This window comes from Olsenella uli (assembly GCF_016899935.1).
In the GTDB taxonomy this organism is placed as follows: domain Bacteria; phylum Actinomycetota; class Coriobacteriia; order Coriobacteriales; family Atopobiaceae; genus Thermophilibacter; species Thermophilibacter uli_B.
The window spans coordinates 306,057-322,828 of the sequence record NZ_JACJJK010000001.1; the positions used below are offsets into that span (position 1 = coordinate 306,057).

The following is a 16,772-nucleotide window of genomic DNA, read 5'->3' on the forward strand; positions in this document are numbered from 1 at the left end:
GGCACGGGGCGCTTCAATGGCAAAAGGGCGCAGCGGCTGCGGCAATTATCTTACTTGCCCCCGGGGCGGGGGCCTCCGGGGCTACCATGTGTGAGACGACCACGGCGAGAGGGGCGGGGACATGCGACAGTCACGGACGTTCTGGGCGGGGTTCGGCCTTCTGTGCGGAGCGATGCTGCTCTGCGCGCTCAACCCCTGCGTGGGGATCTTCGCTCTGTTCTACCTGATACTCGCGTTCGTGGTGCTGACGGGCTACCTGGTCATGCGCCGGCGCGCGCTCAACCTGCGCGCCCTCGCGCACAGAAGCGAGGCCGCGCGCGAGGCGTCGCGGACGAGCGTGGCGCTCATGAGCCGGATGCTCTTCGGCATGGCCGCCGTGTTCGCGGTCTTTGTCGCCGTGGCGACCCTCGTGCTCACGATGCTCGGCCTGGACCCGGAGGTCGGCGGGCGGGTGATGTTCCCCGTGCAGCTGGCCCCCTTCGACGTCGCGTTCGACCTCTGGGCGCTCTCCGCCGTCGCGGCGGTCGCCGGGGCGGTGCTGCTCGTGACCGCAGGGTCCGACGTGCGCCGCTGGCTCGGAAGCGTGGGATAGGCGCCGGGCCCTACTCCCCCTCCACGCGGCGGCGGAGCTGCTTCACCTTACTGCGGGCGCGCTTGGCCTCCAGCCGCCTGCGCTTCTGCGCGGCGGAGACGTGCGTCCTCTTGCGCGGGCGCGGCGGGCGGGAGCGCCGGCGGCAGGCCTCGAGGATCTTCTCGACGCAGCGCTCGCGGTTGCGCAGCTGGCTGCGCTCCTCACGCGACACCACCACGATCCCGGTCGGCACGTGGCGCATGCGCACGGCGGAGTCGGCCGTGTTCACGCCCTGGCCCCCGGGGCCCGAGGCATGGAACGTCTGCACCTCGCAGTCGCGCGCGATCTCCTCGGCGCTCATCCGCGCGAAGGCGGCGTAGTCGCGATATGTCAGGTCTGCTCCGCTCATGGGGCCATCCTAGCAGAGCCGCCGGACGCGGGTCGCCCGGCCTGCGCACGTTCTTGACGCGGAGCCCGTATCATGGGCCCTCCCGCAAGTTTTCAGTAACCTGACCACAAGGACGCCCATGCCCGCATCGCCTCTGGCCCTCGTTCCCCTGGCGGCCGTCGCCGCCGTCGTCGTGTCCGCCCTCCGCCTCGCCCGCGCCGGGAGCCGGCCGCGCCTGAGCGACCTCTGCTGGCTCGCCGTGCCCCTCGTCGCGCTCGCGGCCGCCTGCGCGTGGTGCACGCTCGGGCTCTACCGGGGCGGTGCCGCCGAGCTGGTCGCGCTGGACGGCGCGGCGCTCGTGGCGGCCGCCTCGGCGCTGGGCCGCCGCCGGGCGCTCGCGGCCGTCGACGCGTGGGCAGAGCGGCGCGGCGCGCGGGTCCGGCTCGTGCGCGCCCTTCTCGGCACGGGCGTCCTTCTCGCCTGCACGGCGCTCGGCTTCCTGGCGCTCGAACTGCCCTACAACACCCTCCTGCCCGAGATGGTCCGTAGGTTTGCCCTGATCGAGTGCCTCCTCATCCTCGCGGCGCTGGCGTGCCTGCTCTTCCTCTTCCAGCGGCACGGCGCGGGCGTGGCGCTGGGGGTCGGCGCCTGCTTTTTCGTCGGCCTCGCGCAGTTCTTCGTCGCGACCTTCAAGGGCGCCGCCATCCTGCCCAACGACCTCTTCGTTCTCGGGACTGCGGCGGCCGTGAGCGGCGGCTACGTCTACGCCGTGGACGGGGGCGTCATCCTCGGCCTCGCCTGCCTGCTGCTCGCCGCAGCGGCCTCGGCGCTCGTAGTGCCGGCGGCGCCGGGGGCGACGACCCTCCGTGCCCGCGCCCGGCGCGTCGGCGCCAACCTCGCCGCCTCCGCCGCCCTTCTCGCCGCGCTCGTCACCGGCGTCACCGTGCCCAGCTACTTTGACGACCTGGGCCTGGGGATGTACTACTGGTACTCGCTCGACTACTACCGCCGGCAGGGCTTCCTCACCACGTTCGTCGCCGTCGCGCAGGATCTTCCCGTGCCGATGCCCGAGGGCTACGCGGCCGAGGGCGCCGCCGAACTGGAGCGCTCCTACGCCGCGCGTTACGACGAGACCCGCGGCCTAGACGCAGGCCGCGCCGCAGCCGAGGCGCAGTTCGACGAGCTGCGGCCTACGGTCGTCTGCATCATGAACGAGACCTTCGCCGACCTCAGCCTCCTCGACGGCGCCTCCTGGGGCTACGAGGGGCCGACGCGCTACAACGCGGCCACGGACCGCCTCATGACCGGCGAGCTCCTCGTCTCCGTCCACGGCGCCGCGACCTGCAACACGGAGTTCGAGTTCCTGACCGGCGTCTCGCTCCCCTACCTCGGCGACGGTAAGTACCCCTACTCGCTCTACGACCTCTCCGGGGCGCCCAGCCTGGTGCGCCAGTTCTCCGAGCTTGGCTACGCGACCACCGCAATCCACCCCAACCTCACGAGCAACTGGAACCGCGGCCGCGTCTACGAGGCGCTCGGCTTCGACCGCTTCCTCACGATCGACGACTTCGAGGGCGCCGAGCGGTTTCACAGCGGCGTCTCGGACGAGGAGACCTACGACAGGGTCCTCGAGCTGCTGGAGCAGGACGACGGCCCCCAGCTCATCTTTGACGTCACCATGCAGAACCACTCCGGCTACGACCAGAACAACATAGGGGAGGTCCCCCGGTACGCCGTCGAGGGGCTCGACGAGGCGCAGAACGCCCAGCTCAGCGAGTACCTCGCCTGCATCGAGGAGTCCGACCGCGCGCTCGCGGAGTTCCTCGCCGAGCTCGAGGGGCTCGACCGGCCCGTGATCGTCGTGTTCTTTGGCGACCATCAGCCCAAGCTCTCGCGGGACCTCTGCGACGCCCTCTACGGCACCAACGAGGACGCCCTCACGCGCAACCGGCGCCTCTACGAGACCACCTACTCCGTCTGGACCAACTACGACGTGGCCGGAGTCGCAGGCGCGCAGGGCGACGGGCGTGCGCACGCAAGCATCTCCTACCTCTCTGCGGCGACGCTCGAGGCCATCGGCGCGCCGCTCACGGACTTCCAGAAGGCGCAGCTCGTGGCCAGCGAGGAGATTCCCCTGCTGAGCCTGGCGGGCGCCCAGCTGGACGACGGGGCCTGGGTCGCGATCGACGACGAGGACGCGCTGCCCTCAGCCTATGACGACATGGCGCAGATCACCTACCTCGAGTTCGCGAGCGAGCTGGGATAGCACGGGCGAGAAGGACGGCGCGGTCCGGGCGCATCGGGGCGACGCGCGCGGGCGAGCCTGCACACGTTTTTGACACGGGTCCCGTATGATAAGGGGTTCGTAAACCCGTCGTCAGGAAAGCCCCATGATCAGCCTTCGCCTCCTCGCCCCCCTGCTCTCGCTCGCCGCACTCGTCGCCGGCACGGTCCTGCTCGCCCGCCGCGACGGGCGGCCGCGCCCCGCGACCGTCGCGTGGCTCGCCGTGCCCGTGCTCGCGCTCGTGTGGCTCGCCGCGTGGCTCGGCCTCGACCTCTACCACGAGGGACGCGCCGAGATCGTGGCCTTCTGCGCGGCGGCGCTCGTCGCGGGCGCGTGCGCGCTCGGGCGCGACCGCGTGCGGTCGGCGCTCGCCGCCAAGGGGGCTCGCGTGCGCGCCGCCGCCTTCGTCGGCTCGTTGCTCCTCTGCACGGCGCTCGCCTTCGTCGCGCTCGAGCTGCCCTCCGCCGTTGACGCCGACACGATCCTCCCCCAGTTCGCGCTGCTGGAGTGCGCGCTCATCCTGGGGGCCGACCTCGCGCTCTACTTCCTCCTCCAGCGGCGCGGCGCGGGCGTCGCGGCCCTCTCCACGGTCCTCGTCATTGTCGGCATCGCGGAGTTCTTCGTCATGTCCTTCAAGGGCGCCGCGATCCTGCCGACCGACCTGCTCGTCCTCGGCACCGCCGCCGCCGTGAGCGGGGGCTACGTCTACGTGGTCAGCGGGCAGGTTCTTCTCGGCCTCTCGTGCTGGCTGCTCTGCGTGGCCGTGAGCTCGCTCATGCCCGTCTTCCCCGCCGCGCAGGCCGACGCGCACCCCCACACGGCGCTGCGCAACGTCGCCGCCGGCCTCGCCTGCGCCCTCGCCGTCGCGCTCGGCGTGGCGCTGCCGTCCTACGAGGACCTCGGGGTGGAGATCAGCTACTGGAACACGGTCTGGACTTACCACACGCACGGGTTTCTCCCCGCGTTCGTCGCCGTGACGCAGGACCTCGCGATCGAGGTGCCCGAGGGCTACTCCGACGAGGCCGCCGAGAAGCTCGAGGCCTCCTACGTCGCCGCCTACGACGAGACGCGCGGCGCCTCGGAGAGCCGCAAGGCAGCCGAGGAGCAGTTCAGCGAGCTGCAGCCCTCGGTCGTCTACGTGGTCAACGAGACCTTCGCCGACCTCAACTCGCTCGGCGGCGAGCCGTGGGGCTACGCCGGCCCCGAGCGCTACAACTCCCGTGACGACGACCTGCTGCGCGGCGCGCTTTCCGTCTCCACCACAGGCGGCGGCACCGCGAACTCGGAGTTCGAGCTGCTCACTGGCGTCTCGCTCGCCTACGTGGGCGAGGGGAAGTACCCCTTCTCCCTCTATGACCTGAGCCTGGGGCCGAGCGTGGTCCAGCAGTTCAGGGACCTCGGCTACGCGACCACGGCCATGCACCCCAACAACCCCAACAACTACAACCGTCTGACCGCCTACGCGGGCCTCGGGTTTGACACCTACCTCTCCGCCGAGGACTTCGCGGGCGACGAGTGGTTCCACAGCGGCGTCTCCGACGCCGCCACCTACGACAAGGTGCTCGAGGTGCTGGAGTCGAGCGACCAGCCGCAGTTCGTCCTCGACCTCACGATGCAGAACCACTCCGGCTACGCGCAGAACAACCTCGGAGAGGTGCCCCAATACTCCATCGACGGGCTCACCGAGGAGGAGAACGCCCAGCTCAGCGAGTACCTCGCCTGCATCGAGGAGTCCGACCGCGCGCTCGAGGAGTTTCTCGCCGAGCTCGAGGAGCTCGACCGCCCGGTGGTCGTGGTCTTTCTCGGCGACCACGAGCCGTACTGTGCGCCCTTCGTCAACGACGCCCTCCATCCCGGGGAGAGCGGCTACGAGCACGAGACGCGCCTCTACGAGACCACCTACATGGTCTGGGCCAACTACGACGTCGCCGGCGCGGACCAGGACAGCCCCACGCGCGACGCGGGCATCTCGTACGTGACGGCGCTCGCGCTCGACGCGGTGGGAGCCCCCATGACCGACCTTCAGAAGGCCCAGGTGGTCGCCAGCGAGACGCTCCCGGCCGTCACTGCCATGGGCGTCCGCGACCTCGAGGGAACCTGGGTCCCGCTCGACGAGGCGGCCACGGTGTCGGAGGCCTACGCGGACCTGCAGACGATCACGTACCTGGAGTTCGGCCGGCTCGTGAGCTAGCCCGCGCGGCGCGCCCGGGGCGTGCGCTCAGGGGGCGGGGTCCTGCGCTTCCCTAGAGGCCGAGCAGCCTGACGCGCTCGTGGATGGCCGCCTCGACCTCCTCGCAGATCTGCTCGAAGGTGACCGTCGGCGCCGTCGCGGTCTCACGACCCCGCCCCGGATGGAGGATGTCCCAGCGGGAGATCTTGCCCGCGGCGCGGCCCCTGCCGGGAGCGTGGTTGCCAAAGCCGGGCACGATCGAGTTCCACACCGGCACGTAGCGGGCGATGAGGGCCGACTCCGTGAGGGGCACCCAGACCGCGTTGAGGACGAGCATGCGGCACGAGAAGTCCTCGACCCTCAGGTTGGTGGCCGCCTCGATCGACGCGCGATGGTCGCTCGCCACGCGGTCGTAGAGACGGGTGCCGGCCCTCGGCGTGTCGACGGCGCTGGTGTCCAGCTCGTTGCCCGTCAGGGTCTTGGGGCTCGCCTTGCCGATGTAGATGGGAAACGTGCCGGGGTCGGCGAGGTTGACGCCCGAGAGCTCCCGATAGGCGGGGAAGTCGCCGCTGTAGAAGAGGGCGTAGACGCCGTCCCCGTAGAACCGCTCGATGTCGGCGAGCGGCATCAGCTCGGAGCTCATCAGCTCGCGGGCGAGCGACTCCGAGAGGGAGGCGTAGTCGAGCGGGTTATACGAGCGCGGCTTCATGTCTGACCTCCTCGCACGGCCCGGACGTGAGGGCGTCGTCGAACCACCTGCGCGCCGTGTCCTCGCGCAGGGCGCACGCGACGGAGGAGGCGACCACCCGGGCGAGCTCGACGGGAACGGCGTTGCCGATCTGGCGCATGCCCTCGCTCCATGCGCCTGTGAACTCGTAGCCGTCCGGGAACGTCTGGACGCGCGCGGCCTCGCGCACGGTCATGTAGCGCAGCGAGCCGTCGTCGAACCTGATGGTGTTCTCGCCGCCGGGGACGCCGTGGACGCCCGCCTTGATGGTCTTGCTGGGCCTGTCGAGCGGCGAGCCGGTGTGACCGGGATACGACCGGGCCTCGCCGCCGCGAGACTCGTTGTTGAGCGCGGGGACGCCCTCGATCGCCTCGCCGAGCGTGACCCACGGCAGCCGGCCGCGCCCGTGGGTGCGCTCCGGGAAGGCCCAGGAGGCCTCGACGTCGGAGCGGAAGCCGACGATGATGACGCGATGGCGATGCTGGGGCACGCCGTAGTCGGCGGCGTCGATGACGGTCGGGACGACCTCGTACCGCACGGCCTCATGGTCGGCGCTCGTATGGGTGCGGGACAGACGGACGGCGTGCTGCTCCCACGTCTCCCCCGCTCGCCTGGAGAGCGAGGGGTGCTGGAGCCGCAGGAGGATGTACTCGTAGTACTGATGGAAGGACTCGCGCGTGAGCCCCTTGACGTTCTCGCAGATGAACGCACGCGGCCTCAGCTCGGCGAGGACGGCGGTGTAGGCGGGGAACATGTCGCGCTTGTCGGCCTCGGCGCGGGCCAGCCCGCCCAGGGAGAACGGCTGGCAGGGCGGCCCGCCGGCGAGAAGGTCGATGTCGTCCGGCAGAAACGACCAGTCCACGTCGCGGACGTCGCCCTCGATGATCCGCATGTCGCCGTCGATGAGAGGGTAGCCCTTCTCCTGATTGAGGCGAAGGGTGTTGCAGCAGTTGTGCTCCCACTCGGCGGCGGCAAGGTGCCTGAACCCCGCAAGGGAGGTGCCGAGCAGAAGGCCGCCAGCGCCGGCGAAAAGCTCGACGGCGGTGAGGTTGCCGTTGGCGTCCATCGTTCGCCTCCATCCACGCGGACCGAACCAGCTCCATCATACGTGAGGCCCCGGACAGAGGGCGCGTACAAAAACAGATCGGAAGCAGCTGCCTCCGACCTGCGAGAGTTTGGTGGGCGTTACAAGATTTGAACTTGTGACCTCTTCCGTGTCAGGGAAGCGCTCTCCCCCTGAGCTAAACGCCCGTATGTTCCGCACTGCTTGGGGACCGCAGCGCGAGGGATATATTAGCAAGGAACCCGCCCGGAGCGCAAGCACAAATTTCGAGATTCTGAGAGATCGGCCAAAACGCCCGCGCCCCTACTTCTCGGCGGCGTCCTTCTTGGCGGCGGCCGCCTTGCCGGCTGCGATGCGCGCCTGGACGTCGGAGCCGCCCGCCTTCGCGCCGCCGCCGGACACCACGACCTTCTTCTTGGCCCCGGGCCTCACGGTGACGCCGCCGCGCGCCGCCACGCGCCTGCCGGAGCCCCGCCCGCTCACGAGGCCCACGATCTTCTTGCGCGCGCGGTTCCAGCGGCGGTTGAGGCTCTCGCCGCTCTTGGAGCGCATGCCCATGCACGGCGCGGCGATCAGCACCGGCAGCAGGTACTCCACGGCGCGCCAGATCACGAAGCCGGCCGTGGTGTGCACGCCGTACATGCCCTGGAACAGGATCGCGAAGCCCACCTCGGCGCCGCCCGCGCCGCCCGGCAGCGGCACCGCGTTGATCAGCAGCTCCAGCATGGAGCCGGACGCCAGGCAGATCAGGAAGTCCGCCGGCTCGCCGAAGGAGCGCAGCACGAACCACGGCAGCGCGTACATGCAGCCGAGCTGCAGCAGCGTCACCGCCATCGTGAGCAGCATCTCGCGGACGTTTTTCGCGGAGCGCTTGAAGGCGGCAGAGAACTTGACCACCTGCGTGTTGACCATCTCGTAAGCGCTCTCGTACTTCTCGTCCTTGAGCCAGCCGCGCCGGTTGGCGAAGCGCAGCGCCCAGTTGCCGATCGCCACGACCGGCTTGGGGAACAGGCACAGGAAGAGCATCGCGCCCACCTGCACCACCTTGAAGCCAAAGAGGAAGAGGCCGATCAGCGTGACGTCGCCGAAGGTCTCGTAGAAGTAGCCCCCGCAGAAGACGAGCATGATCGCCGCGAAGACGCCCTCGCCCGCCTCGTAGAGCACCGTGCGCGTGAAGTTGAGGGCGCTCGCCTCGCCCACCGACAGGCCCGCGCGCGTGAGGCGGTAGATCTGCGCCGGCGGGGCGCCCGCGCTGTTGGGTGTCAGGCGCATGAAGAAGACGCCGGAGGCCTCCACGCTCATGAGGTCGCGGATGCCCACGGGGTTGTCCGGGTCAGCGATGATCGAGAGCGCATAGGCCAGCACGCCAAAGACGTAGTAGAAGAGGAAGCAGACCACGCCCGCCGCGATCCAGGTCAGGTCCACGCCGGCGAGCGACGTCACGAACTCGTCGACCTGACCGGAGAAGACCAGGTAGGCGGCATAGGCCAGTGCCACGAAGCCCAGGAAGATGAAGGTCGTGCGCACCTGCCCCATTGACTTCTTGTCGGCAGCGCTGTCCTCGGGCGAGACCGTGCGCACGGCGGAGACCTTCAGCGGGACCTTCTTGGTCTTGGCCGCCGCGCTGGCCTTCTTGGGGCTCTTCTCGTCTGCTGCCACGTGCGCTCCCGTCGCGTGCGTCATGGGTCCAGTCAGTCAAGTGTAACGCGCGGGGAAGGGGAGCGCGCGCTCGCGGCCCGCCGGCGGCGCGTCTACGGCAATTCTTCGTCTCTCCAGCCCTTGGCCACGTCGACCCAGCCCCGTGCGCCGGAGAAGCGCTCGAGCTCGTCCAGGGTGAGCTCGATCGCGGAGTTGGAGCTGCCGGCGGCCGGCCACACGGTCTCGAAGCGCCTGAGCGACTCGTCGAGAAACACGTCCACCCCCGGCTCCACGCCGAACGGGCACACGCCGCCCACCGCGTGGCCGATCAGCTGCTCGGCCTGGTCGGGCGTGAGCATCTTGGCCTTGGTGTGGAAGGTCGCCTTGAAGGCCGGGTTGTTGACGCGGGCGTCTCCGGCGAAGACGATCAGCGTGGGCGTCCCCCCCACCATGAAGCTGAGCGTCTTGGCGATGCGCGCGGGCTCGGTGCCCACGGCCGCCGCCGCGAGCTCCACCGTGGCGCTCGACTCCTCGAACTCGCGGATGCGCGCGTCCGCGCCGAACTGCGCGAGGTGCGCGCGGGCCCTCTCGATCGACATGGCTCCCCCCCCTGTTAATTGGGGACAGTCCCCAATTCCCACAAATTAGTTATATCAATCGTTTCTGTTAATTGGGGACTGTCCCCAATTAACAGACGATGCCGCCGCCGAGGCAGCGAGGGCCATCGTAGACCACGGCGGACTGGCCGGGCGCCACGCGGCGCACCGGTTCTTCGAAGCGCAACACGGCGCCATCGAGCTCCGCCTCGCGGAGCTCCCCCGTGTGGCGCGTCCGCACCAGATAGCGGCCCGGCGCGGGCGCCTCGCCGGAGATCCAGCGCACGTCGTCAAGGGCCATCTCCCGCGTGAAGAGCGCCGGGCTCATCCGGTCCGCCGTCACGTACACCACGTTCTTCTCGACGTCCGTCCTGACCACGTAGCGAGCGGGACCGCCGCCGAGGTCAAGGCCGCGCCGCTGCCCCACCGTGAAGAGGAACGCGCCGTCGTGGCGCCCGAGCACGCGCCCGGTCTCCCACTCCACCACGTCCCCGGCGCGCCGCTCGAGCGCGTCCAGAAGAAACGTGCGGATGCCCACCGGCCCCACGAAGCAGATGCCGTCGGAGTCCGGCTTGTTCTCCACGCCCAGGCCGCGCTCGGCGCACATCCGGCGCACCTCGGCCTTGTCGCGGATCTCGCCCACGGGAAGGAGCGTGCGCGCCAGGGCCTCCTCGCCCACGCGCCAGAGGAAGTACGTCTGGTCCTTGTGCTCGTCGCGGGCGCGCAGCAGGCGCGTGCGCCCGTCCTCGCCGCGCTCCACGCGCCCGTAGTGGCCCGTCGCCACAAAGTCCGCCCCGGCCGCGAGCGCGCGCTCGAGGAAGGTCCCGAACTTGACCGTCTGGTTGCACATGACGTCCGGGTTGGGCGTGCGGCCGTGCGCGTAGGCGTCCACGAGGTAGTCCACGACTGTGGCCTTGTACTCGGCCTCGCAGTCCCAGACCTCGAGGTCGATCCCCAGCGTCACGGCCACGCGCTCCGCGTCCGCGAGCTCGCGCGCCCACGGGCACCGAAAGCCCGGCAGGTCGCGCGACCAGTTGCGCATGTAGACGGCCGTCACGTCGTGGCCGGCCTCCACCAGCAGCGCCGCCGCGAGCGCGGAGTCCACGCCGCCCGAGAGCCCGCAGAAGACGCGCGCCATCAGCGGTGCCCCCAGTCGCCGGCGAGCGCAGCCATGCCCGCGTCGGTAAGGCCCGTGCGCGCCGCCTCCGCCCGCACGGCCTCCGCGATGGCGCCCGCGGCGTAGTCAACGTCCTCCTCGGTGGTGCCGCGCCCCAGCGTGAGGCGCAGGCTGCCCTCCGCGAGCGCGCGCGGCATGCCGATGGCCTCCAGCACGTGACTCACGCGCATGCGGCTGGCCGCGCAGGCCGAGCCCGTGCCCACGGAGACCCCCGCGCGCTCGAGCGCAATCACGAGCCGGCGCGCCTCCACGCCCGAGAAGGACACGTGCAGCAGGCCCGGCAGCCGCCGCCTGGGGTTCGCAGGACCGCTCACCACCATTGACGGCACGCGGGCGAGAAGCCCCTCCAGCAGCCGCTCCCGCAGGCCCGCGAGCCGACGGGCCTCCTCGCCGCGCCGCTCGCTCGCGAGCTCCAGCGCCCTCGCGAACCCCACGATGCCGGCCACGTTCTCCGTGCCCGAGCGCACACCGCCCTCCTGGCCACCGCCGTAGACGAGCGGGCGCAGCCGCACGTCCTCGGAGGCCCAGAGCACGCCCACCTGCTTGGGGCCGTAAATCTTGGCGGCGGAGAGCGTGAGCAGGTCCACGCCCAGCGTGGCCACGTTCACCGAGAGGGCGCCCGCCGCCTGCGAGGCGTCCGAGTGCAGGTAGATGGGTGTCGTCTCCCCGGCCTCCAGGCGCCGCGCGCGCTCGGCCGCCACCACGCGCGAGATCTCCCGCACGGGCTGCACGCAGCCGATCTCGCCGTTGGCGAGCTCCACCGAAACGAGCTCGGTGTCCGGCCGGATCGCGCGCGCCACCGCCGCCGGGTCCACGAGGCCGTCCGGCCCCACGCGCACCGTGCGACGGGCGTGCGTGCCGGCGCAGGCGAGCACGCTCTCGTGCTCGATCGCGTCCACGACCACGTGGCCCTCCACCGCCGCGAAGGCGAGGTTGTTCGCCTCCGTGGCGCCCGCCGTGAACGTGAGGCAGTCCGGGCGCGCGCCGATGAGCCGCGCCACGGTGCCGCGGGCGCGCTCCACGTCGTCGCGCACCTCGCGGGCGCGCGCGTAGGGCGCCGACGGATTCCAGAAGCGCTCCGTGAGGTAGGGCACCATCACGGCCGCGACCTCCGGGTCGACCGGCGTGGCCGCCGCGTAGTCCAGGTAGACCTCGCGCGTCACGGGCGCTCACCGCCCCGGCTCACCGCGTTGCCGTTCTCGTCCAGCACGATGTTGCCGTTCTCGTCCACGAGGTCGCGCCGGTCGCCGATCTTGAGGTTCTGGAAGCGGCTCGAGATGAACTCGTCGTCGTAGTTGGTGTCCACCCACTGCTCGAAGGCGTTGGCCGGCGGCACGCCCGCGTCGCGCGCGGTCTTGCGGTCAAAGCACACGAGCGTCATCGCCACGTCAGCCACCAGGTAGATGGCCACGAGGGTCACGAAGACCGCCTGGCGGCGCGTGGTGGGCATGCCGATCTGGTAGAGCAGGCGCGGCATGACGGCGCGGCACCACACGAGCCCCAGCACGCCCCACGCCACGAGGAAGCGCCATGCGACCCACTGCGTGATGTGGTCGGGCAGCCCGAGGTAGGTCCAGGACTCCGCGTCAAAGAACGTGGACATGGACCATCCCGCGAACTGCTCCAGCACGCCGCCCACGAGCGCGGAGACGAGAAACACCTGCCAGCCGCGCGCCCCGCGCGAGCGCAGGAAGAAGCTCATCCACGTGAGCAGCACCGCGCCCAGGCCGTAGAGCGGCGAGAAGGGCCCCCACACGAGGCCCACGCGGCTCTCGGTGAGGCCGGAGCTCACGAGCATCCAGACCTCCTCGATGAGCAGGCCCGCCATCGAGCCGAGGAAGAAGATGATGACGGCCTGGTACCAGCCCAGATGCAGGTGGTCGAGGTACTCGTCGATGGCCTCGTGCGAGGCGTGCCAGCGGGCGAACAGGCGCCCCAGGCCGCGCTCACGCTCGGCGCGGGCGAGCTCGCGCTCGAGGACGTCCTCGGACTCCTCGAGGGCGCTCTCGGCGCGCTCGACGCTCTCCTCCCCGAGCTGGTCCCCGCGCGACAGCCACTCCCAGAAGAAGACGACCACGCGCACGAACCCCTGGATCACGGCAAAGAGAAACGCCACGAAGATGAGGGAGAGAAACATGGGTGCAGCGGCTCCTCGAAACGGTCGTGCGACAACCCCTCAAGCATAACAAAGAGGGCCGGTACATGACCGGCCCTCGAGAGTTTCTGGAGCGGGCTACGGGGTTCGAACCCGCGACCTCAACCTTGGCAAGGTTGCGCGCTACCAACTGCGCTAAGCCCGCGACGCAAGGAGTAATGATACGGGAACGTCCGCCCGGACGCAAGCGAAAATTTGGACGGCGGCCCGACGTTCTTCTCGCCCGGCGCGGCCCTCTCGGCCGCACCGTCCATCTCGCCCGAGATAACGCGCTCGATTCAGCACAACTTTCTATATCAGCAGGTGGAAATTACGCGCTTGTATGATTGAGCACGTTAATCGCGGGAGCAGAGGGGCATCAGCCGCAGCGGCACGGAAAAGGGCGCCCACTGGGGGCGCCCGTCACGTTCTGGAGGCGAAGCCCGGATTCGAACCGGGGGTCAGGGCTTTGCAGGCCCGTGCCTTACCACTTGGCCACTTCGCCGTATGAAAAAGGCCGAGGGAATCGGCCGGAGGGTGCATGGAGCGGGCTACGGGGTTCGAACCCGCGACCTCAACCTTGGCAAGGTTGCGCGCTACCAACTGCGCTAAGCCCGCAAAAGCAGGGAATACTATACGGGCCGGGGGCCGCTCGCGCAAGCCTTGGTTTGCCCGGAGATGGAGAAACGATGAATCCGCAGCGTGCCTAGCATGCCGGGGCGCGCTTCTCGGGCCGGACCAGCTTCACGAGGCGCACCACGGTCCCCTCCCCCGCCCGCTTGAGCGAGATGCTCACCGAGTCGACGAGCAGGCGCATGAGCTTGATCCCGCGCCCGCGCTCGGCGAACGCGCCCGTCTCGGGGAGCTCGCCGTCGTCGGGGACCTCGAAGCCGCACCCGCAGTCGGAGACCTCCACGAGCGCCCGGTCGGGATAGGCCACCACCGTGACGAGCACGCCCCCCTCGCAGGTGTGGTCGACGGCGTTGCCGAGGGCCTCCCCGCAGGCGAGCTTCATGTCAAAGACGTCGTCCGGCGAGAAGGGCATCGTGGCCAGCAGCTCGCCCACGCGCTCGCGCGCCTCGGAGAGCGTGCGCTCGTCCACGCGAAACGTCATGCGCCGCAGCGGGAGCACCGAGGGGTCGAGGCTCGTGACCCGCGAGACGGCGCGGGCGCGCCGCACGGGCATGAAGTCGAGCATGCGCATGCGCCGCAGCGCAAGGTACAACTGGTCGGAGACGTTGATGAGCGAGAGCAGGCCGCCCAGCCGCCGCAGGTGGCGCAGCTCCGAGAGGATGAGCCCCAGGCCGGCGGAGTCCACGTAGCCCACGTCCGCCATGTTCACGAAGATGCGCCGGCAGCCGTGCGCCGCGAGGCGCTCGATGCGCCGACGCACGGCGGGCGTGCTCGTGACGTCGAGGTCTCCCTCCACGGGAACGATGGCTATGTTCACGGAGCCGGACATGTGGTCCTTATTCCCCGCGCGGCCGGATGCCTAACGCCGCGCGCCGCCCTTCTCGGCCGGCGCGAGCCCCACCTCGTCGAAGCGCAGCGCCACGATGGCCACGTCATCCTCGAGCCGGTTGCCGGTGAAGGCGTCGAGCGTCGCCAGCAGGCGCTCCACGAAGCCCTCGAAGGGCTTCTCGCCCGCCGACTCGCGCATCGCCGCCTCGCGCAGGCCGTCCTCGCCGAAGAACTCCCCCGACGGGTCGCGCGCCTCGGTCGTGCCGTCGGTGTAGAGCAGCAGCACGTCCCCTGCGTGGATGCGGGCGACGCCGTCCTGGTACGCGATGTCGTGGAAGGCCCCCACCACGCCGGACTGGACGTTCAGGGCGGAGATCTCGCTCGCGTCGGCGCTCACCATGAACGCGGGCGGGTGGCCGGCTGAGCAGTAGCGGATCGTACCCCCGTCGAGGTCTATCAGGCCCACGAAGAGCGTGGCGAAGGTCTCGAGGCGCGAGAAGCCCAGGAGGAACTCGTTGAGCGAGCGGACCATGCGCGCGGGCGCGAGGCCCTCCCAGGCGTAGGCCCCAAGCGCGGTCTTGACGGCGGCGGAGACCGAGGCGGCCTCCACGCCCTTGCCAGAGACGTCGCCCATGATCACGCAGGCGCGCCGCCCCGGCAGGCGGATCAGGTCGTAGAAGTCGCCGCCGACCGAGGCCGAGGCCGTGGCCGACGAGTAGACCGCCTCGGCGGTGATGCCGTCCACGTCCTGCAGCTCGTTTCTCATGCCCGTCTGGAGCGCCTGCGCGATGCGCTTGTCCTGCTCGCGCGCCGCCTCGCCGCGCGCGATGTCGCAGACGTCCGAGACGAGGTCGGCCAAAAACTCCGCCTCCAGCTCGTCGAGCGGCTCCGCGCCGTCCGGGCGCAGCAGCAGGGCGTAGCGCTGCGGCCCCGCCGGCTCGCCGAGGTCGAGCAGGGCGCCCACGCACGGCTCGCCGAGGTCGCGCAGGGTGGCGGAGAGCTCGCTTTCAGGGGGCACCGGCACCACCGCCACGCCGTCGAAGGCGTGGTCGGCCGTGAGCTCGCGCAGGCGGACGGGGAGCTCCCGGGGGCCGTTGAGGGGCAGGTCGGCCACCGCGAGGGCGTCGTCGCCGCCCGCGTGCACGGGGACGAGGGCCGCGTCGAGCTCGTCGGCGACCTCGCGCAGGACGTCGTCCAGGCGGTCGAGCGCGCCGGCCCCCTCCCCCGCCGTGGCGGCGTCGAGGAGCTCCTCGCGCAGCTCGGTCTCGAGGGAGGCGAGCTCGTCGGCCCGCTGCGACCGGAGCGCGGTGAAGGCGCTCGCCAGCTGGACCGAGAGGTAGTGCGCCACGGAGTCGAGCAGGCGCGCGTCCTCCTTGGGCATCGGGCGCAGGCGCCTCCAGCCGACCTCGATGATCGAGATGACGTGCCCGCCGAACCACACGGGCACGACCATGAAGCTCGTGAAGGGCGGCAGCATCGAGGTCCGCACGCGCAGGACCTCGTGGGTCTCCTCGTTCACGACGTCGCGCGCGGTGAGGCGGCCCTGTCGCAGCGCACCCGCGTCGGGCGCGACCACGCGCAGGCGCACGGTCCGCCCGTCGCGCACCGCGACGCGCTCGATGCTGCGCCCGAACGGCATGAAGCGCGCCGGGCGCTCCTCGAGCAGCGAGCTCGAGACGCCGCGCAGGCGAAAGCCGTCCGCCTCGGAGAGGTAGACGAGGGTGCCGTCGGCCTCCATGGTGTCCGTGATCTCCTCGAGGACGCGCCCGAAGAGCGCCTGGAGGTCGTCGGCGTCGATCGTGTCCAGGACGATGTTCAGCGTGCCCGAGAGCCGGTGGTTGGCGCGGCGCAGGTCGGCGATCGTGCGCTCCGTCTCGCGGTCGGCGAGCTCGCCCGTGTCTGCGGGGAGCGCCAGCAGCAGGTACGTCTCGCCCGGGGCGCGGACGGTGTCGCAGCGCACGCGCACGGAGACGGCCCGTCCCGAGGCGCCGGCGCAGACGGAACGCGCCGCCGTCCCGTCGACCGGGAAGGGCAGCGCGGCAGCCGAGAAGGGCCCCGCGGCGTCCCCCTCGTCTCCCGTGGGGAAGAGCAGGCGGACGTCGGAGCCCACGAGCCCCTCGGGGGCGCGGAAGAGCTCGGATGCCTCCTCGTTGGCCAGAAGGACGCGCCCGGAGCCGTCAAAGACCAGCACGGCCTCGCAACTGAGCTGCAGGAGCTTGGCGAGCGTCCCGACGACGCTCCCCTCCCCGATGCCCTCGACGCGCCGGCTCAGTGCGCCCTGTGCCATGCAGGCCCCCTCCACGCGGTCCGTTTTGGCTAGCGTACCACGGCGCGCAGGGGGCAACGTTCTTCTCGCCGTACAGGGGCACCGATTCTTGGGAGCAGGCCGTACCTATACGAAAACGGACCCCTTACGGGGCCCGTCTGCTTTCGTGGTGTCGGAGGCGGGACTTGAACCCGCACGACCTTTTAGTCAGTCACTAGCACCTCAAGCTAGCGCGTCTGCCAATTCCGCCACTCCGACTTGTCACTGCGCTTTCGCGCAAGGAGTAGTATGCACCAG

At 70.6% G+C, this 16,772-nt stretch carries 12 protein-coding genes, 5 tRNA genes and 1 pseudogene; 3 read left to right on the forward strand and 15 right to left on the reverse strand.

Annotation, left to right across the window (positions count from 1 at the left end; translation table 11 throughout):
• Window positions 1–121: 121 nt before the first annotated feature.
• The gene (locus tag H6A07_RS01370) at window positions 122–592 is read left to right on the forward strand and encodes a hypothetical protein (protein WP_204812590.1); all 471 of its coding nucleotides are present in this window, start codon (window positions 122–124) and stop codon (window positions 590–592) included.
• Between the two features lie 10 nt (window positions 593–602).
• On the opposite strand, the pseudogene H6A07_RS01375 reads toward H6A07_RS01370, so the two are convergent.
• A pseudogene (locus tag H6A07_RS01375) lies at window positions 603–893 on the reverse strand (peptide chain release factor-like protein); the annotation flags it as partial.
• Window positions 894–1,098: 205 nt separating this feature from the next.
• Between H6A07_RS01375 and H6A07_RS01380 the strand changes: the two are divergent.
• Both H6A07_RS01380 and H6A07_RS01385 read left to right on the forward strand, forming a co-directional pair.
• Complete coding sequence (locus H6A07_RS01380) at window positions 1,099–3,225, forward strand: LTA synthase family protein (protein ID WP_204812594.1); 2,127 nt, start codon at window positions 1,099–1,101, stop codon at window positions 3,223–3,225.
• Window positions 3,226–3,349: 124 nt separating this feature from the next.
• Window positions 3,350–5,434: an LTA synthase family protein gene (locus H6A07_RS01385; RefSeq protein ID WP_204812596.1), complete on the forward strand. Its 2,085-nt coding sequence runs from the start codon at window positions 3,350–3,352 to the stop codon at window positions 5,432–5,434.
• A 52-nt stretch (window positions 5,435–5,486) separates the two neighbouring features.
• Here H6A07_RS01385 and H6A07_RS01390 read toward each other — a convergent pair whose 3' ends face one another.
• The 14 genes from H6A07_RS01390 to H6A07_RS01455 all read right to left on the reverse strand — a co-directional run bounded on the left by H6A07_RS01390 (window position 5,487) and on the right by H6A07_RS01455 (window position 16,733).
• Complete coding sequence (locus tag H6A07_RS01390; RefSeq protein ID WP_204812597.1) at window positions 5,487–6,122, reverse strand: Eco29kI family restriction endonuclease; 636 nt, start codon at window positions 6,120–6,122, stop codon at window positions 5,487–5,489.
• Complete coding sequence (locus H6A07_RS01395; RefSeq protein WP_204812598.1) at window positions 6,103–7,206, reverse strand: DNA cytosine methyltransferase; 1,104 nt, start codon at window positions 7,204–7,206, stop codon at window positions 6,103–6,105. Before H6A07_RS01395 ends, H6A07_RS01390 begins: the two co-directional genes overlap by 20 nt.
• A gap of 110 nt (window positions 7,207–7,316) precedes the next feature.
• Window positions 7,317–7,391 (reverse strand) — tRNA-Val (locus H6A07_RS01400).
• Window positions 7,392–7,506: 115 nt separating this feature from the next.
• Entirely contained in the window at window positions 7,507–8,862 is a 1,356-nt protein-coding gene (locus H6A07_RS01405; RefSeq protein ID WP_342636526.1) for a lysylphosphatidylglycerol synthase transmembrane domain-containing protein, read from the reverse strand.
• Between the two features lie 92 nt (window positions 8,863–8,954).
• On the reverse strand, window positions 8,955–9,440 hold the full coding sequence (locus tag H6A07_RS01410) for a YbaK/EbsC family protein (RefSeq protein ID WP_204812600.1): 486 nt from the start codon (window positions 9,438–9,440) through the stop codon (window positions 8,955–8,957).
• A gap of 88 nt (window positions 9,441–9,528) precedes the next feature.
• Window positions 9,529–10,575 (reverse strand): tRNA 2-thiouridine(34) synthase MnmA, encoded by a 1,047-nt coding sequence (gene mnmA, locus H6A07_RS01415; RefSeq protein WP_204812601.1) that lies wholly within the window; start codon window positions 10,573–10,575, stop codon window positions 9,529–9,531.
• Window positions 10,575–11,777 carry an aminotransferase class V-fold PLP-dependent enzyme gene (locus tag H6A07_RS01420; RefSeq protein ID WP_204812602.1) on the reverse strand — a complete coding sequence of 401 codons (1,203 nt, stop codon included), beginning with the start codon at window positions 11,775–11,777 and terminating at the stop codon, window positions 10,575–10,577. Before H6A07_RS01420 ends, mnmA begins: the two co-directional genes overlap by 1 nt.
• Window positions 11,774–12,751, reverse strand: a complete 978-nt coding sequence (locus H6A07_RS01425) for a putative ABC transporter permease (protein WP_204812604.1) — start codon at window positions 12,749–12,751, stop codon at window positions 11,774–11,776. Before H6A07_RS01425 ends, H6A07_RS01420 begins: the two co-directional genes overlap by 4 nt.
• Before the next feature lie 87 nt (window positions 12,752–12,838).
• Window positions 12,839–12,914 (reverse strand) — tRNA-Gly (locus H6A07_RS01430).
• 265 nt (window positions 12,915–13,179) lie between these two features.
• Window positions 13,180–13,253, reverse strand: a tRNA-Cys gene (locus tag H6A07_RS01435).
• Between the two features lie 37 nt (window positions 13,254–13,290).
• A tRNA-Gly gene (locus H6A07_RS01440) sits at window positions 13,291–13,366 on the reverse strand.
• Between the two features lie 88 nt (window positions 13,367–13,454).
• Window positions 13,455–14,210: an anti-sigma factor antagonist gene (locus tag H6A07_RS01445; protein ID WP_204812605.1), complete on the reverse strand. Its 756-nt coding sequence runs from the start codon at window positions 14,208–14,210 to the stop codon at window positions 13,455–13,457.
• 30 nt (window positions 14,211–14,240) lie between these two features.
• Complete coding sequence (locus H6A07_RS01450) at window positions 14,241–16,496, reverse strand: SpoIIE family protein phosphatase (protein ID WP_204812606.1); 2,256 nt, start codon at window positions 16,494–16,496, stop codon at window positions 14,241–14,243.
• Between the two features lie 146 nt (window positions 16,497–16,642).
• A tRNA-Leu gene (locus H6A07_RS01455) sits at window positions 16,643–16,733 on the reverse strand.
• Window positions 16,734–16,772: the final 39 nt, after the last annotated feature.